Annotated in this window: 23 protein-coding genes and 1 CRISPR repeat array (1 of these 24 only partly in view); of the genes, 16 read left to right on the top strand and 7 right to left on the bottom strand. The window is 62.2% G+C overall.

The window, feature by feature from the left end; all coding sequences use genetic code 11:
* Window positions 1–26 precede the first annotated feature (26 nt).
* Window positions 27–890, top strand: a complete 864-nt coding sequence (locus tag KF827_RS13310; RefSeq protein WP_291006320.1) for an alpha/beta hydrolase — start codon at window positions 27–29, stop codon at window positions 888–890.
* Window positions 891–980: 90 nt separating this feature from the next.
* Here the strand turns inward: KF827_RS13310 and flgH are convergent, their stop codons facing one another.
* Genes flgH through flgF form a run of 4 tightly spaced genes read right to left on the bottom strand, consistent with a single transcriptional unit; the run spans window position 981 to window position 4,182 of the window.
* A complete protein-coding gene (flgH, locus tag KF827_RS13315) occupies window positions 981–1,781 on the bottom strand; it encodes a flagellar basal body L-ring protein FlgH (protein WP_291006323.1) in 801 nt (266 codons plus the stop codon).
* 43 nt (window positions 1,782–1,824) lie between these two features.
* A complete protein-coding gene (gene flgA / locus KF827_RS13320; RefSeq protein ID WP_291006326.1) occupies window positions 1,825–2,610 on the bottom strand; it encodes a flagellar basal body P-ring formation chaperone FlgA in 786 nt (261 codons plus the stop codon).
* A gap of 23 nt (window positions 2,611–2,633) precedes the next feature.
* Window positions 2,634–3,419, bottom strand: coding sequence for a flagellar basal-body rod protein FlgG (gene flgG, locus KF827_RS13325; protein ID WP_291006329.1), 786 nt, complete (start codon window positions 3,417–3,419; stop codon window positions 2,634–2,636).
* A gap of 31 nt (window positions 3,420–3,450) precedes the next feature.
* Entirely contained in the window at window positions 3,451–4,182 is a 732-nt protein-coding gene (gene flgF, locus KF827_RS13330) for a flagellar basal-body rod protein FlgF (RefSeq protein ID WP_291006332.1), read from the bottom strand.
* 289 nt (window positions 4,183–4,471) lie between these two features.
* Between flgF and KF827_RS13335 the strand changes: the two genes are divergently transcribed.
* The 7 genes from KF827_RS13335 to KF827_RS13365 all read left to right on the top strand — a co-directional run bounded on the left by KF827_RS13335 (window position 4,472) and on the right by KF827_RS13365 (window position 13,373).
* Window positions 4,472–4,969, top strand: coding sequence for a flagellar basal body-associated FliL family protein (locus KF827_RS13335; protein ID WP_291006334.1), 498 nt, complete (start codon window positions 4,472–4,474; stop codon window positions 4,967–4,969).
* 24 nt (window positions 4,970–4,993) lie between these two features.
* Window positions 4,994–6,037 carry a flagellar motor switch protein FliM gene (gene fliM / locus KF827_RS13340; RefSeq protein ID WP_291006337.1) on the top strand — a complete coding sequence of 348 codons (1,044 nt, stop codon included), beginning with the start codon at window positions 4,994–4,996 and terminating at the stop codon, window positions 6,035–6,037.
* On the top strand, window positions 6,037–6,702 hold the full coding sequence (locus tag KF827_RS13345) for a DUF6468 domain-containing protein (protein WP_291006340.1): 666 nt from the start codon (window positions 6,037–6,039) through the stop codon (window positions 6,700–6,702). The genes fliM and KF827_RS13345 overlap by 1 nt, the downstream gene beginning before the upstream one ends.
* Before the next feature lie 10 nt (window positions 6,703–6,712).
* On the top strand, window positions 6,713–7,792 hold the full coding sequence (locus tag KF827_RS13350; protein WP_291006343.1) for a hypothetical protein: 1,080 nt from the start codon (window positions 6,713–6,715) through the stop codon (window positions 7,790–7,792).
* Window positions 7,793–8,025: 233 nt separating this feature from the next.
* Window positions 8,026–9,378, top strand: coding sequence for a DUF1217 domain-containing protein (locus KF827_RS13355; RefSeq protein WP_291006346.1), 1,353 nt, complete (start codon window positions 8,026–8,028; stop codon window positions 9,376–9,378).
* Window positions 9,379–9,383: 5 nt separating this feature from the next.
* Complete coding sequence (locus tag KF827_RS13360) at window positions 9,384–9,788, top strand: response regulator (protein ID WP_291006349.1); 405 nt, start codon at window positions 9,384–9,386, stop codon at window positions 9,786–9,788.
* Window positions 9,789–9,911: 123 nt separating this feature from the next.
* On the top strand, window positions 9,912–13,373 hold the full coding sequence (locus tag KF827_RS13365; RefSeq protein WP_291006352.1) for a hypothetical protein: 3,462 nt from the start codon (window positions 9,912–9,914) through the stop codon (window positions 13,371–13,373).
* Window positions 13,374–13,377: 4 nt separating this feature from the next.
* On the opposite strand, the gene fliP is transcribed toward KF827_RS13365, so the two are convergent.
* From fliP to KF827_RS13380, 3 genes are all read right to left on the bottom strand, one after another.
* Complete coding sequence (gene fliP, locus KF827_RS13370; RefSeq protein ID WP_291006355.1) at window positions 13,378–14,208, bottom strand: flagellar type III secretion system pore protein FliP; 831 nt, start codon at window positions 14,206–14,208, stop codon at window positions 13,378–13,380.
* Complete coding sequence (locus KF827_RS13375; RefSeq protein ID WP_291006358.1) at window positions 14,201–14,599, bottom strand: flagellar biosynthetic protein FliO; 399 nt, start codon at window positions 14,597–14,599, stop codon at window positions 14,201–14,203. Before KF827_RS13375 ends, fliP begins: the two co-directional genes overlap by 8 nt.
* A 64-nt stretch (window positions 14,600–14,663) precedes the next feature.
* Window positions 14,664–14,975, bottom strand: a complete 312-nt coding sequence (locus KF827_RS13380) for an EscU/YscU/HrcU family type III secretion system export apparatus switch protein (RefSeq protein WP_291006362.1) — start codon at window positions 14,973–14,975, stop codon at window positions 14,664–14,666.
* Window positions 14,976–15,074: 99 nt separating this feature from the next.
* On the opposite strand from KF827_RS13380, the gene flgB reads away from it, so the two are divergent.
* From flgB to recA, 8 genes are all read left to right on the top strand, one after another.
* Window positions 15,075–15,488 (top strand): flagellar basal body rod protein FlgB, encoded by a 414-nt coding sequence (gene flgB / locus KF827_RS13385; protein WP_291006364.1) that lies wholly within the window; start codon window positions 15,075–15,077, stop codon window positions 15,486–15,488.
* Window positions 15,489–15,536: 48 nt separating this feature from the next.
* A complete protein-coding gene (flgC, locus tag KF827_RS13390; protein WP_291006367.1) occupies window positions 15,537–15,947 on the top strand; it encodes a flagellar basal body rod protein FlgC in 411 nt (136 codons plus the stop codon).
* A 20-nt stretch (window positions 15,948–15,967) separates the two neighbouring features.
* Window positions 15,968–16,264, top strand: coding sequence for a flagellar hook-basal body complex protein FliE (gene fliE / locus KF827_RS13395; protein ID WP_291006370.1), 297 nt, complete (start codon window positions 15,968–15,970; stop codon window positions 16,262–16,264).
* 38 nt (window positions 16,265–16,302) lie between these two features.
* Window positions 16,303–16,569 carry a flagellar biosynthesis protein FliQ gene (gene fliQ, locus KF827_RS13400; protein ID WP_291006373.1) on the top strand — a complete coding sequence of 89 codons (267 nt, stop codon included), beginning with the start codon at window positions 16,303–16,305 and terminating at the stop codon, window positions 16,567–16,569.
* 88 nt (window positions 16,570–16,657) lie between these two features.
* Window positions 16,658–17,422, top strand: a complete 765-nt coding sequence (fliR, locus tag KF827_RS13405) for a flagellar biosynthetic protein FliR (protein WP_291006376.1) — start codon at window positions 16,658–16,660, stop codon at window positions 17,420–17,422.
* Window positions 17,423–17,434: 12 nt separating this feature from the next.
* A complete protein-coding gene (gene flhB, locus KF827_RS13410; RefSeq protein ID WP_291006378.1) occupies window positions 17,435–18,505 on the top strand; it encodes a flagellar biosynthesis protein FlhB in 1,071 nt (356 codons plus the stop codon).
* Window positions 18,506–18,518: 13 nt separating this feature from the next.
* Window positions 18,519–20,942: a response regulator gene (locus KF827_RS13415; RefSeq protein WP_291006381.1), complete on the top strand. Its 2,424-nt coding sequence runs from the start codon at window positions 18,519–18,521 to the stop codon at window positions 20,940–20,942.
* A 262-nt stretch (window positions 20,943–21,204) separates the two neighbouring features.
* On the top strand, window positions 21,205–22,281 hold the full coding sequence (gene recA / locus KF827_RS13420; RefSeq protein ID WP_291006384.1) for a recombinase RecA: 1,077 nt from the start codon (window positions 21,205–21,207) through the stop codon (window positions 22,279–22,281).
* A gap of 147 nt (window positions 22,282–22,428) precedes the next feature.
* A CRISPR array of direct repeats spans window positions 22,429–24,213; the repeat unit is 36 nt; unit sequence GCTGCGGTTTGCGGCCAATGCCGTCTTTGCTAAACT (it continues 26 nt past the right edge of the window).

Consider the following 24,213-nt stretch of genomic DNA (forward strand, 5'->3'; position numbering starts at 1 on the left):
GGCATTAAGGCATCTGGGAGTAAGTGATGTTTGTGAAATATGCGGAAATCAACGGCGCCCGCACCCGTTATTACGATGCCGGGCCGGAGCAGTCGGCGTTGCCGCCGGTTATCCTGCTGCATGGCGTGGGCTCTTCGTCTGATACCTGGATCTATACCGTGCAGGCGCTGGAGAAACAGCAGCGTGTGATCGCCATGGATTTGCCGGGCCATGGCTTTTCAGCCACCGTGCCCTATGAGGGCGCGCCGCAGGCCCATATGCTGGATCAGATCATCGGCTTGATTGATCATCTGGGTTTCCAGCGGTTTTCGATTGCCGGCAGTTCCTATGGTGCCATGATGGCGCTGCTGGTGTATTTCCGGCTGAAGTCGCGGGTGGAGCGTATCGTGCTGCTATCCAGTGCCACGGCCACGATTCCTGACGAGCAGCGGCTGGAAAGCCTGAAGAAGGCATTCAACAGCAGCATCGACGCCTACCGAGCCCCCACGATCGAAACCGTGATCGGCCGCATGAAGAACCTGTTCCACAATGCCGACCGCATTCCGCGCGAGTTGGCTTTGCTGCAACTCAATATCTTCTCGCAGCCCGGCATGCGCGACAATTTCGAGAAGCTGATGCGTAACCTGATGAACCTGGAGGCGGTGAAGCCGTTTGCGGTGGATGGCCGTTTCGGCGAGATCGAGGCGCCGATGCTGATGCTCTGGGGCCTCAACGACAAGCAGGTGGATGTGCCGCTGGCACGCAAGCTGGCGGCTCAGGCGAAGAACGCCTATTTCATCGGTATCGAAGAGAGCGGCCATATTCCGCATCTCGAGCAGGCCGAGAAAACCAATGGCCATATGGCGGGATTCCTGGCCGGTGGCGACTTTTCGAAATACAAAGCCGCCTGAGCGCAATCGTATTTGTGCACGCATAAAAAAGGCCGGTCTTTCTGACCGGCCTTTTTTCCGTTTCCCGCCTGGATGATCGGGGCTTGCCGATCAGAACGGGAAGAGGATGTCGTAGATCTGCTGGCCGTAGCGCGCCTGCTGCATGTTACTCAGCAGGCCCCGGCCGCCGTAAGCGATGCGGGCTTCGGCCATCTGGGTGTGGTTCACCGTGTTGGTGGCGGTGATGTCTTCCGGCCGCACGATGCCCTGCACGATCAATTCGCGCACTTCGTTGTTCACGCGGATTTCCTGTTTGCCCTGCACCACCATGTTGCCGTTCGGCAGCACCTGGGTGACGATGCCGGCGATGCGCATGGTGATCTGTTCCTGGCGATCCACCTGGCCACGGCCCTGCACCTGCGAGGTGGAGGTAACGCCGATCAGGGAATCCGGGTTGGCATTGTTGAACACGCGGTTCAGGGCCGAGGCCACGCCCGCGCCGGTCAGTACGCCGCCGGCGCCATCGGCTGCGGCTTCCAGGCCGAGGAAGTTCGGCAGACCGGCATTCTCGCGGTTGTCGCGCGAGGCCGTGGTGTTGTTCTGCAGGGTGGCGCGTTCCTGGATATCCACGTTTACGGTCAGGATGTCGCCCACCTTGGAGGCGCGATGATCCTTGAAGAATTGCCGCGAACCCGGGCGCCACAGCGAGTTGGAATGCCGCGCGGTCACTTCGCCGGCCGGCATCGGCAGGCTCACCGGGCGGTAGTCGCGCATCTCGGTCGGGTTCTCGATCTTGCTCAGCGCCGGCGTCTTGCCGACTTCCGACAGGCGGCTGACATCGCAGGCGCCCAGCATCAGGGCGATGCTGCCCATGATTGCGAGCTGCGGGAGGATGCGGAGGGAGCGGATCATGATGCGGTTTCCTTCTGAAGCCTTCTGGCCGTAGCCGGATGTATCAATTGCTGGCGATCAACCGCGCGGCGGTGATCACCTGAACCTGGTTGGGCGCCACGATGGTGGCTTGCACGATCTTCTTGCTTTGCAGGTTGGTCACCTGGATCACATCGCCGATCGCGCCGCCTTCGATGGCGCGGCCGGAGGTGGTGATGGTCAGGCCCGGCACGGTGGCGATCATGGTGACCAGGGCATTCTTGTTCACTGCTTCCGGGCGGCTCAGATCGGCGCTGCGGATCGGCTGGCCCATGCCCAGCGAGCGGCGCGGGGTCTGACCGATAACGTCTTCCACCCGTTCGATATAGTCGCTGCCATAGCGGCCGGCGGGCATCTGGCGCCATTCCACATCGTTGGCGGTGATGGTGTCGCCAGGTGCCACGCGGTTGCGCAGTACCGGCAGGGCTTCCACGCTGGTGGCGCGGCCAGACAGGCGGATTTCCTCGCGCAGGCCGTTTGCCGCCACCTGGGCATTGAAGCGGCCCGAGCGGCCATCGTAGCTGAACTGCTCCAGGCGCCAGGCGGCATCCTGCGGCAGCATGAAGCCGTTGTCGCGGCCATGGAAGGCGATTTCCACCGGCTTGCCGCCATTGTGCTTGCGCACCAATTCGGCCAGGCGCTGCGCCACTTCGCGTTCGCCGACATAACGACCCATCTGTTTGCCGGCGGCCTGAGACATACCCTGGGGCGCCGCTGCAAGCTGCGTCTGCGCGGCGACCGGCATGGCCAGACCGGCAGCCAGGGCACCAGCGAGAGCAGAGGCGAGGAGGGTGGTGCGGATCGACAGCATGGCTTTTCTCCGTATCCCGTGCATCAGCGCAGGCGCGTGGTGGTCTGCAGCATTTCGTCGGAGGTGGTGATCACCTTCGAGTTCATGTCGTAGGCGCGCTGGGCAGTGATCAGGTTGGTGATTTCCTGCACCGGATTGACGTTGGAGGTTTCCAGATAGCCCTGTCGCAGTGTGCCCAGGCCCTGGGTGTTGGGATTGCCCACCTGCGGCTGGCCCGAGGCCGGGGTTTCCAGGAACAGGTTGTCGCCGGTGGCTTCCAGGCCGGCTTCGTTGATGAAGTTGGCAAGCTGGATCTGGCCCAGCTGCTGCGGCTGCGCCTGGCCAGCCAGGCGGGCTTCCACGATGCCGGTCACGTCCACGCTCACGCTCAGCGCGCCTTGCGGCACGGTGATGTTGGGGTTCAGCAGGTAGCCATCGGCATTCACGATCTGGCCTTGGCCGTTCACCTGGAAGGAGCCGGCGCGGGTATAGGCGGTTTCGCCAGAGGGCAGGGTGATCTGGAAGAAGCCCTTGCCGTTGATGGCGAGATCGTAGGTGTTGCCGGTGGAGTTCAGGTTGCCCTGCTCATGGATGCGGTAAACGCCGGCGGTGCGCACGCCCACGCCGATCTGGATGCCAGACGGCACGATGGTGTTGGCATCCGACGAGGTGGCGCCCGGGCGGCGCTGGTTCTGGTACAGCAGATCCTGGAATTCAGCGCGCTGGCGCTTGAAGCCGGTGGTGCTCATGTTGGCGATGTTATTCGAGATAACTTCGACGTTGAGCTGCTGTGCCATCATGCCGGTGGCGCCGGTGTTGAGCGAACGCATGGCTCTCTCCTTCCTCTATCTCAATCTACGATCAGGCGTTGCCGCTGCGGCCCAGGCGTTCCACCGCCTTGCGCAACCGGTCATGTTCGCCGTCGATCAGGTTCTGGGTGTTCTGGTATTGCCGCATCAGTTCGATCATGTTGGTCATTTCCAGGATCGGCTCCACGTTGGAGCTTTCCAGCAGGCCCTGGCTGATATTGGTCAGCTGCGGAGCCGGCTTGGGCTCCAGGTCGGTGGCGTAGAGGCCCTGGGCGGTCTTGCGCAGGCCCTGTTCGTTTTCGAAGGTCACCAGGTCGATTTTGCCCACCTGCTCCTGGCCCACGGTGATGGTGCCGTCCACGGCGATGGCCGGGCGGTCGGACAGGTTCTGCGGGAACTTGATTTCGCGGCCGCGATTGTCGAGCACCGGATGGCCGCCCGAGGTGACCAGGCGGCGGTCATCGTCCAGGCGCAGGTTGCCATCGCGGGTAAAGCGGCGGCCCTGGGGAGTATCCACCGACATATAGCCTTCGCCGTTGATGGCGATATCCAGCGGATTTCCGGTAGAAACCAGCTTGCCGGGAGCGAAATTGCGCAGCACGCCGGTATCGGTCACGAAGCTGGTGCGGTTATTCTTCACGTCGCGGGAGAGGAATTCCTCGAACATGATCCGCTCGCCCTTGTAGGCATTGGAATTCATGTTCGCCAGGTTATTGGCGATAACATCCATCTCGCGCCGCATGGTGGAGAGGCGGGATAGTCCGATGTAGCTCGCGTTTTCCATGGCAGGGTCTTCCTGTAATATCGTGTCGGCCAGGGCCGGGTTCGCGGATTTAATTGCAGGGCCCGTGCCAACTTATTAAAGTGTTGAAATATCAGAGTTTTCTAATGGAAAGAGGGGGCTGTGGCGGTTTTTGCCGGTAGATCGCCCCAGCCCACCCGGCAAAATCTGCCGGGTTTTGACGAAACGTTAACCCGGCTGCTTTACCCAGTTCAGGGCAAGTAGAGGAATCGTGCGGGCCAGCCCTGTCGGGTGGCACGTTATATATAGGCGGTAGGCGGGCGAAGGGCCGATGGCTGACGAAACCGAAGGCGCGGAAGGCGAAGGCACAGAGGGCAAGAAGAAGCTCTCCGGCAAGCGCATGATCATCTTCATCGTAATTCCGCTGGTCTTGCTGCTGCTGATCGGCGGCGCCGGCGCGGCGTATTTCCTCGGCGTGTTTGGCGGCAAGAAGGTTGAAGAACCCAAGCCCGAGCCGCCCAAGGTGACCGTATTCCACGATCTGCCTGACATTCTCGTGAACCTGAATGCGACGGGACGGCAGGCATCCTATCTCAAGCTGAAGGTGGCGCTGGAACACCAGGAGCCGCTTTCGACGCCGAAGCTGAACGAATTGATGCCGCGCGTGATCGACAATTTCCAGGTCTATCTGCGCGAATTGCGCCCCGACGACCTTGTGGGTTCGGCGGGGCTGTATCGCTTGAAGGAAGAGTTGCTGATCCGCGTCAACCAGGCAGTGGCGCCGATCAGGATCAACGATGTGCTGTTCAAGGAAATGCTGATCCAGTAGCTGGATCGCAACGCGGGCACGGATATGGCGGATACGGGCGAAGAGGGCGGTAACTGGGGCGGCGAAGCCGCTGGTGGCGGCGATGCCGCGGCCGGTTCCACCCGGATTCTGAATCAGGACGAAATCGACAGCCTGCTTGGCTTCGATGCGTCTATCGAGGATGATTCCGACAAGGCCGGCATACGCGCCATCATCAACAGCGCACTGGTTTCCTACGAGCGTCTGCCGATGCTCGAAGTGGTGTTCGATCGCCTCGTGCGTCTGATGACCACGTCGTTGCGCAATTTCACCTCGGATAACGTCGAAGTCTCGCTCGACAACATCACCTCCATCCGTTTCGGCGATTACCTGAACTCGATCCCGCTGCCGGCGATCTTGAGCGTGTTCCGCGCGGTGGAATGGGATAATTACGGCCTGCTTACCGTCGATAGCTCGCTGATCTACTCCATCGTGGACGTGCTGCTCGGCGGCCGTCGCGGCACGGCGGCGATGCGCATCGAAGGTCGCCCCTATACCACCATCGAACGCAACCTCGTCGAGCGCATGGTCAATGTGGTGCTCGACGACATGCGCGCAGCCTTCGAGCCGCTGGCGCCGGTGAATTTCTCCTACGACCGGATCGAGACCAATCCGCGTTTCGCCACCATCGCCCGCCCGGCCAATGCGGCAATTCTTGCCCGCCTGCGCGTGGATATGGAAGATCGCGGCGGCCGCCTGGAGCTTCTGCTGCCTTACGCGACGCTGGAGCCGGTGCGCGAATTGCTGCTGCAGATGTTCATGGGCGAGAAATTCGGCCGTGACTCGATCTGGGAAAACCACTTGGCCACCGAATTGTGGTCCACCGATGTGGAAATCGAAGCGGTGCTGGATGAACAGGTGATGACGCTCGGCCAGGTGATGAACCTGGAAGTGGGCAAGACCATCATGTTCAACGCCGCGCCGGAATCCACCATCATGATGCGCTGCGGCGGCGTGCCGATGGTGGAAGGCCGCATGGGCCGCATGGGCAACAATATCGCCATTAAGATTGATCGGTCGATCAAGCGCTTGATCGTGGAGGGTATCTGATGAATATCACCCTTCTTGTCGAACTTGTCGTTGCGGTGCTGTTGATCGGCACCTTCGGTATGTGCCTTGCGCTCAATCGCCGGCTTGGCAATCTGCGCGCCAATCAGGATGAAATGCGCCGCCTGATCGGTGAATTCGATAAGGCCTTGTCGAAGGCTCGGGTCGGCATGGCAGACCTGAAAGCGGCTTCAGCCGCCGTTGATGGCGTGCATGAAGAACGCATGAAACAGGCCAAGGCATTGCGCGAAGAACTCGGTTTCATGATCGAGACCGCCGAGCGTCTGGCCGACCGTTTGGCCGGCGAGGCGGCGGGCAACCGCTCGCTGCGTACAGGTAAGGATGGCGCGCCGCAAAGCGCTCCGGTGCGTGACAATCTTCAGCGCGATGCCGCACGCCGAGATGGTCTGGTGCGCGAAACCGTTGCATCCGCCCGCTCTGCCGCGCCTGATCCGGATCTTGGCAATGCCGACCGTCCGTTCACGCCGATGCGTGCTTCGGCAGCTCGCCCGGCGGCAGCGATGCGGCCGGCGGCTGGTGCGCAAGCAGCAGCCCAGGCTACATCCCAGGCTACAGCCCAGGCAGGCACGACGGTTGATCGTTTCAAATTCGAGCCGCGATCCGAGGCCGAGCGTGAACTGCTCATGGCCCTGAGACAGGCGCGTTGAGGCAGGTTACGTGAGCGAAATCCCAGGATACGACCGCCCGCGCCAGCAAGCAGGTAACCAGGGCCAGCCTGGCAGCAGACAGCCAGGGGCAGGTTTGCCGCCGGCTGCGGCTGCCGCTTATGCAGCGGTTTATGCTTCGGCTGCCAAGGACAAGGTAGGGCAGGCTCAGATCGAACAGCCGGCCATTGCCGTATCGCCCGCCATGATGGCGCCCTCGGCACAGATGCGCGGCAAGATGCGCAGCCGGGTGCGTCTGCTGCCGCTCACCATTATGGCCGTGGCCTTGTTGCTGGGTATCAAACTCGGCGGCCTGTGGCAGGGCAGGGGTGCGTTATTCGTAACACCGGCCGATGCCCAGCAGGCGCAGCCGGCGCAAACCGCCCAAGCTGGTCAGGCAACCCAGGCTCAGGCTCCTCAAGCCCAGAATCCGTCGCAGGCACCAACTCAGTCACAAGCCCAGGCCCAGGCCCAGGCCCAGGCCCAGGCCCAGGCCCCGCAGAGTTCTGCCGTGGCCAGCCTGGCAGACCGCGACCCCACTACGTTCACGCGTGCCGAAATCGAGCTGCTGGCCAATCTGGCACAGCGCCGCGAACAACTGGAACAGCGTGCTCGCGAACTCGATCTGCGCGAAAGTCTTCTGGCGGCTGCCGAGAAGCGCATCGACGAACGCATCAACGAAATGAAGAAGCTGGAAGCCAGCGTCAAGCAGATCGTGCAGACCACCGACAAGCAGGAAGATGAGAATCTGCGCGGCCTGGTGAAGATCTACGAGACGATGAAGCCGGAAGAAGCGGCCCGCATCTTTGCCGATCTCGATAATGCCGTGCTGCTCAATGTGATGGAGCGCATGAAGGAGGCCCGTGTGGCTGCCATCATGGCCAAGATGGATCCGGCCAAGGCCCAGGACATCACCGTGCAGATGGCCCGCCGCAAAATGCTGCCGGCCAACTTGCGGGCCGGTGCCACAGGTGCCGCCGGCCAGGCTGGAAGTGGCGCTGCCGCCCCCGCCAATGGCCAGGCTCGCCCGGCCCAAGGCGCTACGCCAGGGGGGGCCGCTCCGGCTGCCGCCCAGCCCAATAGAGGCGGTTAACCGGTATTATTTCAGCCGGTTACACTGCGACGGAAATCACATTTCATTAACAATTTTACTGTTAACTGTTGTTCCTGGCAGTTTTCATGGTATTTTTCAGCTTAAGGCGCGGGTTTGGCAGAATAGCGTAAGCCCCGTCGCATACAGGCAAACCGGTCGGCACGCAGGAGGCGGGCTACATGGTCTCGATTGATCTACCTCTGGCAAGCAGTGCTAGTGCATCGCCGCTCGCGATGTTCAAGAAGCTGCAGAAGCTTGCCGAACAGAACACCGCAAAATCTGCCGATGCCGCCCGCAACGACGAAATCAATGCGGCGATGCGCGATGTGCGCAACTCGTCCACTCGCGTGCGCAATGCCCAGATCAAGACCGACAATGCCCAGGTGGTGAACGACGCGCTGTATTTCCGCAACCGCGCCGCCACGGCACAGACCGTCGACGAATTGCTCAACGATGACCGTGCCCTGAAGGTGATTGCCCGGGCCACTGGGCTTGGCGATCTTTATCTTTTCAACCGCGACCGTCTGCGCGATGTGCTGAAAAGCGATCTCAACGATCCCAATTCGGCCGCCCGCCAGGGCAGCGTGAAGGAACTGGAAGCCGCGCGCAAATTCGATTTCGGCCGCGCCGGCGGCGTGCTCGATGCCAATGGCAATGCCCTGACCATCGATGGCCAGGGCGTGGTGCGCAATGATGGCACCGGCAATCCCTTCGAGGCCGGCCTGTCCAAGCTGAAGAATCTGGTGATCACCAATTCCGGCACAGCCGGCGTGGGCGGCGATGGCGCTTTGCTCAAGCTCGGTGATCTCGCCAAAACCGTGGCCGATGATTTTACCAGGGTGAATACCCGCGCGTTGCTGGCCGAAGAGCAGGCGCCGTCCAAGGCCAGCGGCGGCTACGATCTCGACAGTCCGGAATTCCAGCGCTTCCGCAGCCGCACGGATATTCAGCGCGAGGTCGATTATTACAAAGAGAACATCAAGAATATCAAATCGACGGAAGATTTCTTCAGCGATAGCCGCCTGGTGCGCTTCGCGCTGACAGCCTACGACCTTGAGAGCGAGGCGCTCAACAAGGGCAAGATCCGTAAGATTCTGGAAAGCGATCTGAGCGATCAGAATTCGCTGGCCAACCGTTTCCAGGATCCGCGCTTCAAGCAGATGGCCGAAGATTTCAACGTGTTCATGTTCAAGGAACTGAACATCAAATCCACCGCGATGGTGGACAAGATCGTCGGCAAATACGAGCAGGTGAAATACGAGCAGTCGCTGGACGAGGCCGCGCCCGGCGTGCGTGCCGCGCTGGAATTCTCCCGCCGCGCCAAGGATGTCACCAAGACCGTGCAGTTGCTGGGCGATTCCGTGCTGCGCGAAGTGATCACCGTTGCCAACAATATCCCGAAGGAATTGGCGATCCAGGAAGTGTCCAGCCAGGTCACGGCTCTGGAGCGCAAGGTGGATGTGAAGAAGTTTTCCGATAGCGGCGAGATCGACAGGATCGTGCAGCGCTATCTGATCAACAAGGAAAGCCAGAGCAGCGGCATTGCCGGCGGTAAGGGCGGTTATCTGCTGGGCCTGTTCGGCTAGGTCTGGTGGCTGGGGTACCGCAGGCGCAGGCCCTCTCGGTTCTGGTGGTCGATGATCACCGCCCGATGCTCAAGCTGGTGGATACCCATCTGCGCAATCTCGGCTTCAGCGATATCGATACCGTCGACGATCCCCTGGCAGCCATCACCATGTGCCGGCGCAAGCCCTATGGCTTGATCCTGTCGGATTGGCGCATGAAGCCGATAGATGGGCTGGGCTTGCTGAAGGCGGTGCGGGCCGATGAACGGCTGGCCGATGTGCCATTCGTGATGATTACCGCGGAAATCGAGCGTGAAAACGTGCAGAAAGCCAAGGCGGCGGGGGTGAATGGCTATATTGCCAAGCCCTTCGACCATGCCCAACTTAAGGCGAAATTGCAGGCCATCTTGCCGGTGGGAACGATCCTTTAACCCGGACTGCACTAATCCTTGGAATCCATGGTAAAAATGGGCGAATCGGGCCAATGGGTCGGCCCAGGCGAAGGACCGGATATGGCGTATCGGCGCAAAGGCGTTAGCAGGCGAGGCGGAGGCATGCCCTCCCGCCTGTTGCTATGCGCGCTGATCGCGGGTTTGCCGCTGGAAACATTCGCCCAGGTGCAACAGCAGAATACCACGCCGATCGGCGTGCCGATGCCCCAGCGCCTGCCCGATACCCAGCAAGCCCCGGCTGCCCTGCAGCAGCGTCCGGCTGCCTCGCAACCGGCAGCGGCGCCTCAAGCTCAAGGTCAAACCCAGGGCCAGCAGGCGCCAGCCACAGCCGGCAGCATCCGTGTGCGCGCTGGCGAACATCCCACCTATACGCGCCTGGTTTTCGATTTTCCGCAGGCCGTGCCCTATACCGCCGAAAGCCAGGGGCGCAATGCCAGCCTGCGCTTTGAAAGTCCCACGGCAATTGATCTTGGCAATCTGGCGCGCCGTCCGCCGCGTTGGGTTGAAGGCCTGACGGCGCGGACCGAGAATGGCGGCAGCAGCGTCGGTTTCACCATGCCGGAAGGGGCCAGCCTCAAGCATTGGCGTGACGGCGGCAAAGTAGTGGTGGATGTGGGCGCCCCGCAGGCGGCGGCCGCACAAGCGCCGGCCGCACAGGCGCCGGCCCAGGCCCAGCAGGCACCCCAGGCCCAGGCGCTTCAGGCCCAGGCGGCACCCCAGACATCGGCGCCGGCTGCGGCACAGCGTCCGCCTGCTGCCCAGGCCACTGCACCGGCCCCAGCACCGGCCCCAGCTCCGCAGGCCGCAGCCGCCCCGCCGCAAGCGCCGGTTGCCCAGCCCGTGCGTCCCGCTGCACCAGCGCCGGCCCCAGCCCCGGCCCCGGCACAACAGGCCCCGGCACAACAGGCCCCGGCACAACAGGCCCCGGTACAACAGGCTCCGGCACAACAACAGCCCCCCGCACAACAGACTGCAACTTCGCGCCCCGGCGGCAATGGCGTGCCGGCTGCCGCGCCGGTCCAGCCGGTTCAGGCTATGGCGCCGGATGGCTCATTGATGCCGCCGCCGCTCAGCGGCCAGCCCAGCGGCGATCCGTTGGTGCCGGTGGTGGATGCCAGCCGCTCTGGCCCATTGCTTGTCTTTCCGTTCACCCGTGCGGTGGGGGCGGCGGCCTTCATGCGTAACGGCCATCTCTGGATGGTGTTCGACCGGCCCTATGTGGTTGATCTGCGGCCGATCACCACGCGCGACTGGAATGGCCAGATCAACGATGTGATGCAACTGCCCGTGCCGGGCATGACCGTGCTGCGTTTCGCGGTACCGAGCAGCACCAGCGCTACATTCAGCCGCCGCAATGCCGGCTGGTCGGTATCGCTGATCAATCAGGACAATATCACGCCCACGGCCGCGCCGGCCGAACCCGAGGCGGGCCAGAACCAGGGCCATGGCCAGAATTCGGGCGATGGCCAGGCTGCGGCACCGGCTGCTTCGGCGCCAGCTGCTATGCCTGGGGCCACCCGGCCGCCGGTGATCGATGTGCGCCGCCTGCTGGATAATGAAGGCGGAGCCAAGCTGTTTTTCGCCGCCAATGATCCGGCCCAGCCGGTGCGGCTGATCGACCCCGATGTGGGCGATACGCTTACCGTTGTGCCGTATGCCGGCGCGAATGGCGGCGTGCCCGAACGGCGCGAATTCGTCGAACTTGCGGTGTTGCCCAGCTTCCAGGGTTTTGCCTTCGAGGCGCGGGCGGAAAACCTTGATGTGCGGCGCTATCCGCGTGGCATCGAAATCGCCAGCGCCAACGGCCTGGCGCTATCCGCGCCGCGAGGCGCCGACCCGCGCCGCGCCGGCAACGAGATTTTCGATTACAACACTTGGCGTAATGTCGATGGCAATACCGAGTTGGAGAAGCGGCAGAATCTGCAATATCGCCTGGCGATGTTGCCGGCTTCTCAGCGCCAGGCCGCGCGTTTGGCGCTGGCGCAGTTTTATTTTGCCGAGAACCTGCATGCCGAGGCGCTGGGCGTGCTGAACCGCGCCCGTATGGAAGCTCCGGATATCGAACGCGACAAGCGGTTCCGCGCCATGCGCGGCGTATCCAACCTGATGCTCGGCCGCCTCAACGATGCGGCCAATGATCTGGATTCCCGCTTGTTCGACGACGATCCCGATGTGCTGGCTTATCGTGGCCTGCTGGCGGCACAGCGCGACGATTGGCCTTCGGCCCGCAAGGCCTATTCCCTGGCCGGCGGCGCCGTGGCACGGTTCCCCGCCGATATTCGCGGCGGCCTGCGGCTCAGCATGGCACGCGCCTGGCTTTCCGGTGGCGACATGGCCGGCGCCGAAGCCGAATTGGCGGCGCTTTCCGGCGACGTACTCAGTCGTGGTCAGGAAGCCGAAGCGCATTACGTGCGCGGATTGCTGGCCCAGGCGCAGAACAGGCCCGATCAGGCGATCCAGTCTTTCGATATGGCCATTGCCAGCGGCGACCGTAAGGCGCGCGCTTATGCCGAATATGCCAAGACCGAGTTCATGCTGGCGCGTAAACTGATCGATACGCCACAGGCTATCGAAAAGCTGGACAGCCTGCGCTTCGCCTGGCGCGGCGATCCCTACGAATTCAATCTGCTGCGGCGCCTGGGCGAATTGCAATTCGCCAGCGGCGATCTGCGCAACGGCATCGCCACTTTCCGCCAGATCGTGAAATACTTCCCGAAATCGGCGGATGTGCCGTTGCTGACCAAGCAGATGAGCGATGAATTCGCTCGCCTGTTCCTGGATGGCGGGGCGCAATCGCTGCCGCCGCTGGCAGCCCTGGCATTGTATTACGATTACCGCGAACTCACCCCGCCGGGGCCCGATGGCGACGAGATCATCGGCAAGCTGGCAGACCGTTTGGTGGGCGTAGATCTGCTCAACCGTGCCGCCGAATTGCTTGAGCATCAGATTCAATATCGCCTGCGCGGCGAGGATCGCGCCCGGGCCGGCGCCCGCTTGGCGGTGGTGGACCTGCTCGACCGCAAACCCGAAGCCGCGCTCAAGGCGCTGCAGGGCACCGATGCCCAGGGCCTGTCGGGCAATCTGGTGCAGGAACGCCGGCTGCTGCAGGTGCGGGCACTGGCCGATCTGGACCGTTTCTCGGAAGCGCTGAACCTGTTGGCCAACGATCAGAGCCCGGATGCCCGTGGCTTGCGCGCCGATATCCATTGGCGGGCCAAGGATTGGGTGGCGGCGGCGCGTGTGATGGGCCAGAATCTGGGCAACCGCTTTACCGATCCGGCGCCGCTCAGCGTGGACGAGCGCAAGCAGGTGCTGCAATGGGCCGTCGCGCTGTCGATGACCAACGATGCCGCCGGCTTGGAAGATCTGCGCAAGAAGTATCAGGACAAGATGCGCGGCACGCCCGATGCCGAAGCCTTCAACGCCATCGCGGCCACCATCGCACGCGGTGCCGGCGACCCCCGCGAACTGGCTTCCGCGATTGCGCAGATCGGCCAGTACGAGGCTTTCATGAGCCGCTATCGCGAGCGCGTTTCGCGCGGCGGCATCACCGCCATCAATTGATTCTTTATCCGCCCGGCGGCGGGCCCATGAAGCTTTCCACCAGGGCGGCGCAGACCAGGTTCCAGCCATCCACCAGCACGAAGAAGATCAGCTTGAACGGCAGTGAGATCACCACTGGCGGCAGCATCATCATGCCCATCGACATCAGGATGGATGCCACCACCATGTCCACCACGATGAACGGGATGAACAGCAGGAAGCCGATTTCGAAAGCCCGCTTCAACTCGCTGATCATATAGGCCGGCACCAGCACGCGCAGCGGGATGGCTTCCGGCGAGGCGGGCGGGGCAAGGCGGGCAAAGCCGGTGAACAGCGCCAGATCCTTCTCGCGCACCTGGCCGCGCATGAATTGGTGGAACGGCGCCACCGCGCGGTCGAAGGCCGCCTGCTCGTCGATACGCTCTTCGATCAACGGCTGCACGCCTTCGGTATAGGCGCGCTCCAGCACCGGCTGCATGATGAAGAAGGTGAGGAACAGCGCCAGGCTTACCAGCACGGCATTGGGCGGCGTGGATTGCGTGCCCAAAGCGGTGCGCAGGATGGAAAACACCACCACGATGCGCACGAAGCTGGTGATCACGATCAGGATCGAGGGGGCTAGGGTGAGCACCGTGGTCAGCGCGATCAATTGGATCACCCGGCCGGTAAGGCCGCCGCCGCCATCGCCCAGGTCGATATTGATGGATTGCGCCAGCGCCGGGCCCAGAAAGGCCAATGCGGCATAGATGATGGCGCAGGCCGAGAGTACGGCCAGGCTGCGTGCGGCGCCGAACGGGAAAAACCGCTCCACGCTGCGCAGGAAGAGGGCAACGAACAGGCCGGCTGGTTTAAGCATCGGTGCCGCCGGTTTTCGGGTCGCCCGATCTGCGATCGTCCTGGCGCCGATCTTCCTGGCGCCGGTCGGTGCCAAGGCGAAGGCTGGGCCAGCCGCGGCTGCCGGTTTCGGCTGCGGGCTCGGGTTCTTCCACCGGAATGCCGCTTTCGATCACCAGGTCGCCATCGTCGCCCAGCAGCAGCAGATGCTCCACCCGGTCGCGCCGCACCAGCACCAGCCGGCGCGTGCCATCCACGGGGGCCATGTCCACCAGGCCGATGCGTTGGCCCGGGCGCCATTTGCCCAGGCGCGTGGTGCCCGAGAGGCGACGCATGCCCCAATAGAAAGCCGCCAGCAGGATCAGCAAAACGCCGAGGCCGATGGCTATGCGGGTATAGTCTATGTTGTCCATGGCGCCCATGTTTGCGCGTCGGGTTCACGCGTCGGGCGACTGTGCTGGTCGGCTCCGATTCGGGTCAAGGAGCTTCGGTCGGCTCGGCGCCTGGGGGCGTTTTGCCTTGCGTGCGGTACACATAGCTGAGGATTTCAGCCACGGCCGCGAAGGCCTCCACCGGGATCAGGGTATCCAGGTCCAGTTTACCCAGGATTTCCACCAGATCGGCATCCTTGCGGATGGTGACGCCGTTATCCAGGGCGATTCTGACGATCTGTTCGGCGATATGGCCTTGCCCGGCGGCCACCACGCGCGGGGCATCTTCGCGGGCGGCATCATACCGCAGCGCAACGGCTTTCTGGGATTTCTGCGGTTTTTCTGGCGGCTGAGCCAAAATCCGGGCCTTTCATCTGATTGCTGCCATTATATCACGAAGTCTCGTTAACGATTTATTCATGGGCGGGGAGGAAGGTGGCATCCGGAGCGAAAGTCTATGGATCTCGACAGCATTGGCATTCTGAAGGCAATCACCCGCCGCATGGATTGGATCGGCGAGCGTCAGCGCGTGCTTGCCGAAAACGTGGCCAATGCCGATACGCCGAACTACAAGCCGCGCGATCTGAAGCCCGCCAATTTCTCCGAACTGGTGCAGGGCAACAATCAGCGCATGGGTTTGAAGGTGACGGCGGCGGGGCATTTCCCGGCGGCGGCTGGCGCCGGCTCGGCAACCTGGCGCACCCAGAAGGTGGAGGGCACCTACGAAGTGGCGCCCAACGGCAATGCGGTGAATCTGGAAGAGCAGATGATGCGCCTGGCGGAAAACCAGGGCGACCACAATCTGATGACCAATCTGTATCGCAAGCAGGTTGGCTTGCTGCGTAAGGCTTTGGGGCCCAGGCAGCAATAACCTGACAGCAATAGCCTGGCAGTAATAAGGTTATGAAGGAGTAGGGCCATGGAACTGAAAAACGCCATGAAGATTTCCGCCTCGGGCATGAAAGCTCAGGGCGACCGTCTGAAGGTGATTGCCGAGAACCTGGCCAACGCCGATTCGCTGGGCAAGACACCGGGCGCCGATCCCTATCGCCGCAAGATGGTGAATTTCAAATCCGAGCTGGACCGCGCCACCGGCGCCAACATGGTCACCGCGCTCAAGCCCACCAAGGACCGGTCGGATTTCGAGTTGAAATTCGATCCCGGCCATCCCTCGGCCAATGCCGATGGCTATGTGAAGCTGCCGAATGTGAAATCCGTGATCGAAATGGCCGATATGCGCGAAGCCCAGCGCACTTATGAAGCCAACCTGAACGTGGTGGACAGCGCCAAGCAGATGATCAATCGCACGATCGACCTGCTGCGCAACTAAGGTATTGAAGGAGAAAGCCGATGGTTGATCTGCGGATCGGCGGTTTCATCGGGGGCCTGTCCGGCGCGCCCAAGAGCGTGGGCAATGCCGTGCCCGAAGGCGGCGGTTTTGGCGATCTGGTGCGCGATGCCCTGCAAAGCACCATCAAGGCGAACCATCAGGCCGAGCAGGTGAGTGCTCAGGCCGTGGCCGGCAAGGCCGATGTGACCGATGTGGTAACGGCGGTAACCAATGCCGAAGTGGCGCTGGATACCGTGGTTGCGGTGCGCGACAAGGTGATTACCGCATATCAGGAAATCATGCGCATGCCCATTTAGTGGCATTTCGGCTATAACTGACGGCGGAGAGCGAATCGATGACCGCCGTTGAAGTAACCGATGTGATGCGCGATGCGATCTGGGTGCTGATCAAGGTATCCGGACCCGCCATGCTTGTCAGCCTGGTGATCGGCCTCGGCATTTCGCTGATCCAGGCCCTGACGCAGCTGCAGGAACCCACCCTGACCTTCGTGCCCAAGATTCTGGCGATCTTCGGCACTCTGATCCTGGTGATGCCGTTCATGATCGGCACCATGGTTACTTTCATGGAGCAACTGGCGCAGCGCATTGCGGGCCTCAATTAGGGCCGGGCTGACTTGGCGGTTCCGGCGCGCGATACGGATGCAGGCCCGTTGGTGATACGGGCGGCTTGAGGGCACGGAGACGCGGCGCATGCTGCAACAGATCGTCGCCGGCAATGTCTATATCTTCCTGCTGCTATTCTGCCGGCTGGGGGCTGTGCTGATGTCTCTGCCCGGCATCGGCGAGGCCAGCGTGCCGGCACGGGTGAAGCTTTCCATTGCCCTGCTGATGGCCGGCCTGCTGGTGCCTGTGCTGGGGCCCACCCTGCCGCCGATGCCGTCGCAGCCTTTCCTGCTCGGCTTCCTGATCCTCACCGAAATCGGCTTCGGCCTGGCTTTCGGCATGATCGCGCGCATGATGATGTCGGCCTTGCAGGTGGCAGGCACCGTGATCGCCTCGCAGGCCGGCCTGGCCGCGGCGATGTTTTTCGATCCCAACCAGGGCGGCCAGACCGCCGTCCTCAGCGGCGCGCTGGTCTTCATGGGCACGATGCTGATCTTCGCCACCGATCTGCATCTGGTGCTGCTGCAGGGCATGGTGGATTCCTACCGGCTTTTCCCGCCGCTGCGGGCGCCGGCCTATGGCGATTTCGCCGAAGTGGCGCAGCAGATGGTGTCGTCCAGCTTCTCGCTGGGCATGCGCATGGCCGCGCCCTTCATCGTTTACGGCATCGTGTTCAACGTGGCGCTTGGCTTGCTCAACCGCCTGATGCCCACCTTGCAGATTTTCTTCATCATGCAGGCGCCGCAGATTGCGATGTCGTTCCTGCTGTTCGGGTTTTCGCTCGCTGCCATTGGATTGCTGTTCACCACGCAATTCGAGGAACTGGCTGCGCAGTTCCTGCTGCCACGATAGGGAGGCCGCCGTATGTCGGAAGATGCCGATCCCGAATCAAAAACCGAAGAACCTTCCGAAAAGCGACTTCGCGAAGCCGAAGAAAAAGGCAATATCGCGAAGTCGCAGGAAATCGGCCATTGGTTCGTTTTCATGGCGGCGATGATCGGCATGTGGATGCTGGGCGACAATCTCAGCCGCAGCTTCATGCGCGGCAGCCTGATCTTTTTCGAACAGCCGCACCGTATCGGCATGGATCCATCCAACCTGCTGCGCTTGATCCTGGATGTCGCGCTTGTGGTGGGGGGCGCGCTGTTTCCGATCCTGGGCCTGTTCGCGCTGTTCGGCCTGGCCGGCAACGCCGTGCAGAATGTGCCGAAATTCAGTGTCGAACGCATCATTCCGAAGTTCGACAAGATCAATCCGCTATCCGGCCTGAAGCGCATCTTCTCGGTATCCAGCGTTGTCGAGTTCGTGAAGAACCTGTTCAAGATCAGCTTGATCGGCGCGCTGCTGGCTTATCTGATCGGGCCTGAACTGGATTCGCTGGAAGCCCTGATCGCTCTCGATATCACCGTGATGCTGCCGCATACCGCGCGTATCGTGTTCAAGCTGCTGGGCGCGCTGATGGCGGTGATGTTCGTTGTTGCGGTGTTCGACTATATGTATCAGCGCTACAATTACATGAAAAACCTGCGCATGACGCGGCAGGAATTGAAGGACGAATACAAGGAAAGCGAAGGCGACCCGCAGATCAAGGCGCGCTTGCGTCAGATCCGCATGCAGCGCGTGCGTACCCGTATGATGGCCAATGTGCCCGAGGCCAGCGTCGTGGTGACCAACCCGACCCATTATGCCGTGGCGTTGAAATACGAGTTGGGCAAGATGGATGCGCCGATCGTTACCGCCAAGGGCGCCGATCTGATCGCCAAGCGCATCCGCGAAATCGCCACCGAGAATAATGTACCGCTGGTGGAAAACCCGCCGCTGGCGCGCGCGCTGTTCCTGGTCGAGGTGGATGATCCGATCCCGGTGGAGCATTACAAGGCGGTGGCCGATGTGATCAGCTTCGTGATGAAGCTGAAGGGCGAGGGCGGCTCATGAGCGGAGCGGCGCAATGAGCCTGTTGCGCCTGTTCGGCGGCCGCGATGCGGCGCGCGACAGCCAGCTTTCGGCGGTTCGTGCGCGGCAGGCGCAGGCGATAGCCGATGCCTCGTCGATGGCGCGCTGCCTCACCCGGCTGGGTGGTGGGGCGGAGATCGTTGCGGCCAATGGCGCCTATCGCCGGCTGGTGGAAAAACTGGGCCATCTGCCGCCGTATCCCGCCGGCCTGCCCGATCCGCCCAGCCTGTTGGCCGAGGCCGGCCCGGTTTTGCAGCGCATGGCGCGGCGGCTGGGGCCCGATAGCATCCTGGCCGAGGATTTCTTGGTGGGTGAGTTGCATCTGCGCGTCACCCTGATGGCGCGGCCAGACGATCCGGTGCAACTGATCTGGGATATTGCCGATATCGGCGACACCACCCGCATGCTCACCGAACTGGCCGGCCAGCGCGATGCCCTGGCGGCGTTTTTCGATCATGCGCCGGTGGGGCTGTATTCAGTGGGCCTCGATGGCCGCTTTCTGTTTGCCAACCAGACCTTCGCCACCTGGGTGGGCGCCACGCCCGACCAGCTTACCCGTGGCGCCGTGCGCCTGGGCGATCTGCTGCGCCATGAGAATGGCAATACGCAGATCGCGCCGGATTGGGAGGGCGGCGAAGCGCGCCTGATGCCGCTGGATCCGGCCAGCGACCAGCCGCCGCGCCTGGTCGGCATCACCCATACGCCGGTGCCGGGCTCGTCGGTTCGCGGCGGCGAGGGCGGCTCCGAGCGCTTCAGCGGTGTGGTGCATGATCTCAGCCGCGAATTGCGCTTGCGCGGCACATTGCGGCCGGTGGAAGGCGAATTCCGCCGCTTCTTCGATCAGGCGCCGATCGGCATTCTGGTGCTGGATGCGTCTGGCGCCATCCTGCAGGCCAATGCGGCTTTCAGCGCGCTTTGCGGCCGCGAGGATTGGCCGGGCCAGCGCCTGGCCGCTTTGGTGCGCGAAGAGGATGGGGCCGAACTGGTGCGCCATTTGATGGCGGCGCGGCGCGGCGAGGCGGGCATCGCGGCGCGGCCGCTGGAAGTGCGCTTCAGCGGCCAGCATGGCCGGGCGGCGGAAGTCTTCGCCGGCTCGGCGGGGCATGTCATGGCAGGCGGCAGCATGCCAGGAAGCGGCGACACCCAGGCCACCCAACTGGTCTATCTGGTGGATACCACCGAGCAGCGCAGCCTGCAGGCGCAGTTCAATCAAAGCCAGAAGATGCAGGCAGTGGGCCAACTGGCCGGCGGCATCGCCCATGATTTCAACAATCTGCTCACCGCGATGATCGGCTTTTGCGATCTGCTGCTGCAGCGCCATCAACCGGGCGATCAATCCTTCGCCGATGTGATGCAGGTGAAGCAGAATGCCAATCGCGCCGCCAATCTGGTGCGGCAATTGCTAGCCTTTTCGCGCCAGCAGACCCTGATGCCCAAGGTGCTGGATCTTGGCGATGTGCTGGCCGATCTGCGCAACCTGATCGGCCGGCTGATCGGCGAAACCATCAGCCTGCGCATCACCCATGGCCGCGATCTCGGCCTGGTGAAGGTGGATCAGGGCCAGATCGAACAGGTGATCATCAATCTGGCGGTGAATGCCCGCGATGCGATGAACACGGCCAATGCCGCCAGTGGTGTATCTGGCGGCGAATTGCAGATCCGCACCGCCAATCATCGGCAGGATCGCACGGCCCTGCTGGAAGGCGCGGTGGGCGGCGAAACCATGCCGGCGGGCGATTATGTGTTGATCGAGGTCAGCGATACCGGCCATGGCATTGCGCCGGAAAACCTGGCGAAGATTTTCGATCCCTTCTTCACCACCAAGGCGGTGGGGGCGGGCACCGGGCTTGGCCTCTCCACGGTTTACGGCATCATCAAGCAGACCGGCGGTTTCATCCAGGTGGAAAGCCCTTGCCAGCCCCATGGCGATGCCGGCGAAAATCCCGGCGCCTGCTTCCGCATCTATCTGCCGCGCCATCAGCCCAGCCGCGAAGAGCAGCGTAGCAACCGCGAGGATGCTCCGGCCAATGCCGCCGATCTCACCGGCCAGGGCCTGGTGCTGCTGGTGGAAGACGAAGATGCCGTGCGCGCCTTCGCGGTGCGTGCCTTGCGCAACAAGGGCTATACCGTGATCGAAGCCGGCTCCGGCGAGCAGGCGCTCGATCTGCCGGCAGAGCAGCTTGATCGTGTGGATGTGCTGGTCACCGATGTGGTGATGCCCAACATGGATGGGCCGACGCTTGCCGAGCATTTGCGTCAGCGCCGCCCGGGATTGAAGATTCTCTTCATCTCCGGCTATGCCGAGGATGGCCTGCGCCGCAGCCTCGCCAACACCGATAACGTCTCCTTCCTGCCCAAGCCGTTCTCCCTCAGCCAACTCGCGGGGAAATTGAAAGACGTTATGGAAGGGCGCGTATAACTGGGCTATTTTTGCCTTTTCCGGGGGCTTTTCGGGCTTCTGTGGCAGGGAATCCGGCCCCGCCGGATTCTGGAACAAAACACCCGGAACATCCGAAATCAGGCCGGGAACCTGACCTGAACATAGCCTAAATACTCAGAGAAAATATAGTCAAACCAAGGGTTTGCAAAATTCTCTGGACAGCAATACGAAAATAGAACATATACGGGGTTAACCGAGCCTCGTTGCAATTCCGCTGGGGCCGTGAAAGGATGAGGGCGTTATGACAGCCGCTAGCCTCCGTTTGGTGGACAAGGAGAACATGGACAAGGGTAAAGCGCTCGACGCCGCGCTCGCTCAGATCGAGCGTTCCTTCGGCAAAGGTTCGGTGATGCGCCTCGGTACGCGCCAGAGCATCGAGATTGAATCAATCTCGACGGGGTCGCTTGGCCTCGACATTGCGCTGGGCATTGGCGGCTTGCCGAAGGGCCGTATCATCGAGATTTACGGCCCGGAAAGTTCGGGCAAGACCACCATCGCGCTGCATTGCGTGGCTGAGGCCCAGAAGAAGGGCGGCACCTGCGCCTTTATCGACGCCGAGCATGCGCTCGACCCCAGCTATGCCCGCAAGCTGGGTGTGAATGTCAACGAATTGCTGATTTCCCAGCCCGATACCGGCGAACAAGCGCTCGAGATCGCCGATACCCTGGTGCGCTCCGGCGCCATCGACGTGTTGGTGGTCGATTCCGTGGCGGCCCTGGTGCCGCAGGCGGAATTGGAAGGCGAGATGGGCGATGCCCATGTCGGCCTGCAGGCCCGCCTGATGAGCCAGGCGCTGCGCAAGCTCACCGCTTCGATTTCCAAGTCGAATACCATGGTGATCTTCATCAACCAGATCCGCATGAAGATCGGCGTGATGTTCGGCAATCCCGAAACCACCACCGGCGGCAATGCGCTCAAATTCTACGCTTCGGTCCGTCTCGATATCCGCCGCATCGGCGCCATCAAGAACAAGGACGACGTGGTGGGCAACCAGACCCGCGTGAAGGTGGTGAAGAACAAGGTGGCGCCGCCGTTCAAGGTCGTCGAGTTCGACATCATGTATGGCGAGGGCGTGTCCAAGACCGGCGAACTGATCGATCTCGGCGTGAAGGCCAATGTGGTCGAAAAGTCGGGCGCCTGGTTCTCCTACGACAGCACGCGTATCGGCCAGGGCCGCGAGCAGGCCAAGAATTATCTGAAGGAACATCCCGAAATGGCCGACAAGATCGAGGCCGCCATCCGCGCCAATGCCGGCGTAGTGGCAGCCGCCATCGATGCCGGCCCGGGCGAAGACGGAGAAGAAGCCGCCGACGATTGATCCTTCACACCAGTTTTTCCCAGCGTGCGGCTCGGGTTTCACACCCGGGCCGAACGATTTCTCTCCTCCATGGGAACCCCGGCCCCGGACCTCGGCGCCGGGGTATTTTTTTAGTTGGAGGGTGTGCGATGAAAAGACAAACGAGCCGCTGAGGCGGAGCGCCAATGCCGTCTTTGCTAAACTCGCGCCATACGGCGCCGGCCGGCGCTCGAAGCTGCGGTTTGCGGCCAATGCCGTCTTTGCTAAACTCGGCTCACGATTACGAGGCTTATCATGGCGCTGCGGTTTGCGGCCAATGCCGTCTTTGCTAAACTCAGCATGAAAAAGCTTGTCGTGAAGCGGCTGCTGCGGTTTGCGGCCAATGCCGTCTTTGCTAAACTCGGGCGCCGCGACTACCTGATTAAGCAACTTGCTGCGGTTTGCGGCCAATGCCGTCTTTGCTAAACTCTCGGCTCGTGCGGTATCGGCTCCAGCCCGCTGCGGTTTGCGGCCAATGCCGTCTTTGCTAAACTGCGGCGATATCGGCCAGGGGACCGATGCGGCTGCGGTTTGCGGCCAATGCCGTCTTTGCTAAACTCCACAAACGGAATGGACAGGCTGCGTCGCAGCTGCGGTTTGCGGCCAATGCCGTCTTTGCTAAACTAAGGCCGTGGACCGCGCCGGCAACAAGAGCGCTGCGGTTTGCGGCCAATGCCGTCTTTGCTAAACTAAGTGCCGATCGGTCTCCGTGACGCCTGCGCTGCGGTTTGCGGCCAATGCCGTCTTTGCTAAACTGCTGCGTGGTTCTTTCCACCACGCGGCAGGCTGCGGTTTGCGGCCAATGCCGTCTTTGCTAAACTTCTGCGGATTTCGGGGGCGGGGCCGGAGCCGCTGCGGTTTGCGGCCAATGCCGTCTTTGCTAAACTGGGTGACAACGCATTCGCCCTCAGCGCCGGCTGCGGTTTGCGGCCAATGCCGTCTTTGCTAAACTTGGTGTGGTGAAGGGGAAGAAAACCAACGTGCTGCGGTTTGCGGCCAATGCCGTCTTTGCTAAACTTGATTGCACCGGACGATGACATGGCCGAACGCTGCGGTTTGCGGCCAATGCCGTCTTTGCTAAACTCACCGGGCGCGGATAGCCCATGCGGATCATGCTGCGGTTTGCGGCCAATGCCGTCTTTGCTAAACTCGGCGTTTGACGGTGATGCCGTCGCGTTTAGCTGCGGTTTGCGGCCAATGCCGTCTTTGCTAAACTCGATATCGAAGGCAAGGATGCGCTGCATGGCTGCGGTTTGCGGCCAATGCCGTCTTTGCTAAACTGGGAGGCTTGAGCCATGGCTGACGCCATCGCTGCGGTTTGCGGCCAATGCCGTCTTTGCTAAACTTGCAATCGCGGCTTCATGGTGCGGCCCCTGGCTGCGGTTTGCGGCCAATGCCGTCTTTGCTAAACTCCGCCTGGACGGCTTCGGGCAGCGGCTCGTGCTGCGGTTTGCGGCCAATGCCGTCTTTGCTAAACTGAGATCGGCTGGCAGGATATAGCCATGGATGCTGCGGTTTGCGGCCAATGCCGTCTTTGCTAAACTGCGCGATCCGCCGTCACATCTTGGCGAGCCGCTGCGGTTTGCGGCCAATGCCGTCTTTGCTAAACTAGTGCCTCGACGGCCGACATGACGCGAAGCGGCTGCGGTTTGCGGCCAATGCCGTCTTTGCTAAACTGTCCGGTCGTCAATCTCGAAACCTTGCAACGCTGCGGTTTGCGGCCAATGCCGTCTTTGCTAAACTACGATCCACGCGATGATCATCGCCAACATGGCTGCGGTTTGCGGCCAATGCCGTCTTTGCTAAACTGCGCCCGAGGCGACCATCATGCTGGTGGGCGCTGCGGTTTGCGGCCAATGCCGTCTTTGCTAAACTCCTTCGGAGTTAGTGTAGTCGTTGGACGGGCTGCGGTTT

It is taken from the genome of Ferrovibrio sp. (assembly GCF_019636075.1).
GTDB lineage: Bacteria > Pseudomonadota > Alphaproteobacteria > Ferrovibrionales > Ferrovibrionaceae > Ferrovibrio.

Excerpts from the sequence above, each read along its gene's own strand:
- KF827_RS13310 (WP_291006320.1), top strand. The coding sequence starts at position 27 with ATGTTTGTGAAATATGCGGAAATCAACGGCGCCCGCACCCGTTATTAC.
- flgH (WP_291006323.1), bottom strand. The coding sequence starts at position 1,781 with ATGATCCGCTCCCTCCGCATCCTCCCGCAGCTCGCAATCATGGGCAGC.
- flgA (WP_291006326.1), bottom strand. The coding sequence starts at position 2,610 with ATGCTGTCGATCCGCACCACCCTCCTCGCCTCTGCTCTCGCTGGTGCC.
- flgG (WP_291006329.1), bottom strand. The coding sequence starts at position 3,419 with ATGCGTTCGCTCAACACCGGCGCCACCGGCATGATGGCACAGCAGCTC.
- flgF (WP_291006332.1), bottom strand. The coding sequence starts at position 4,182 with ATGGAAAACGCGAGCTACATCGGACTATCCCGCCTCTCCACCATGCGG.
- KF827_RS13335 (WP_291006334.1), top strand. The coding sequence starts at position 4,472 with ATGGCTGACGAAACCGAAGGCGCGGAAGGCGAAGGCACAGAGGGCAAG.
- fliM (WP_291006337.1), top strand. The coding sequence starts at position 4,994 with ATGGCGGATACGGGCGAAGAGGGCGGTAACTGGGGCGGCGAAGCCGCT.
- KF827_RS13345 (WP_291006340.1), top strand. The coding sequence starts at position 6,037 with ATGAATATCACCCTTCTTGTCGAACTTGTCGTTGCGGTGCTGTTGATC.
- KF827_RS13355 (WP_291006346.1), top strand. The coding sequence starts at position 8,026 with ATGTTCAAGAAGCTGCAGAAGCTTGCCGAACAGAACACCGCAAAATCT.
- KF827_RS13365 (WP_291006352.1), top strand. The coding sequence starts at position 9,912 with ATGCCCTCCCGCCTGTTGCTATGCGCGCTGATCGCGGGTTTGCCGCTG.
- fliP (WP_291006355.1), bottom strand. The coding sequence starts at position 14,208 with ATGCTTAAACCAGCCGGCCTGTTCGTTGCCCTCTTCCTGCGCAGCGTG.
- KF827_RS13375 (WP_291006358.1), bottom strand. The coding sequence starts at position 14,599 with ATGGACAACATAGACTATACCCGCATAGCCATCGGCCTCGGCGTTTTG.
- flgB (WP_291006364.1), top strand. The coding sequence starts at position 15,075 with ATGGATCTCGACAGCATTGGCATTCTGAAGGCAATCACCCGCCGCATG.
- flgC (WP_291006367.1), top strand. The coding sequence starts at position 15,537 with ATGGAACTGAAAAACGCCATGAAGATTTCCGCCTCGGGCATGAAAGCT.
- fliE (WP_291006370.1), top strand. The coding sequence starts at position 15,968 with ATGGTTGATCTGCGGATCGGCGGTTTCATCGGGGGCCTGTCCGGCGCG.
- fliQ (WP_291006373.1), top strand. The coding sequence starts at position 16,303 with ATGACCGCCGTTGAAGTAACCGATGTGATGCGCGATGCGATCTGGGTG.
- fliR (WP_291006376.1), top strand. The coding sequence starts at position 16,658 with ATGCTGCAACAGATCGTCGCCGGCAATGTCTATATCTTCCTGCTGCTA.
- flhB (WP_291006378.1), top strand. The coding sequence starts at position 17,435 with ATGTCGGAAGATGCCGATCCCGAATCAAAAACCGAAGAACCTTCCGAA.
- KF827_RS13415 (WP_291006381.1), top strand. The coding sequence starts at position 18,519 with ATGAGCCTGTTGCGCCTGTTCGGCGGCCGCGATGCGGCGCGCGACAGC.
- recA (WP_291006384.1), top strand. The coding sequence starts at position 21,205 with ATGACAGCCGCTAGCCTCCGTTTGGTGGACAAGGAGAACATGGACAAG.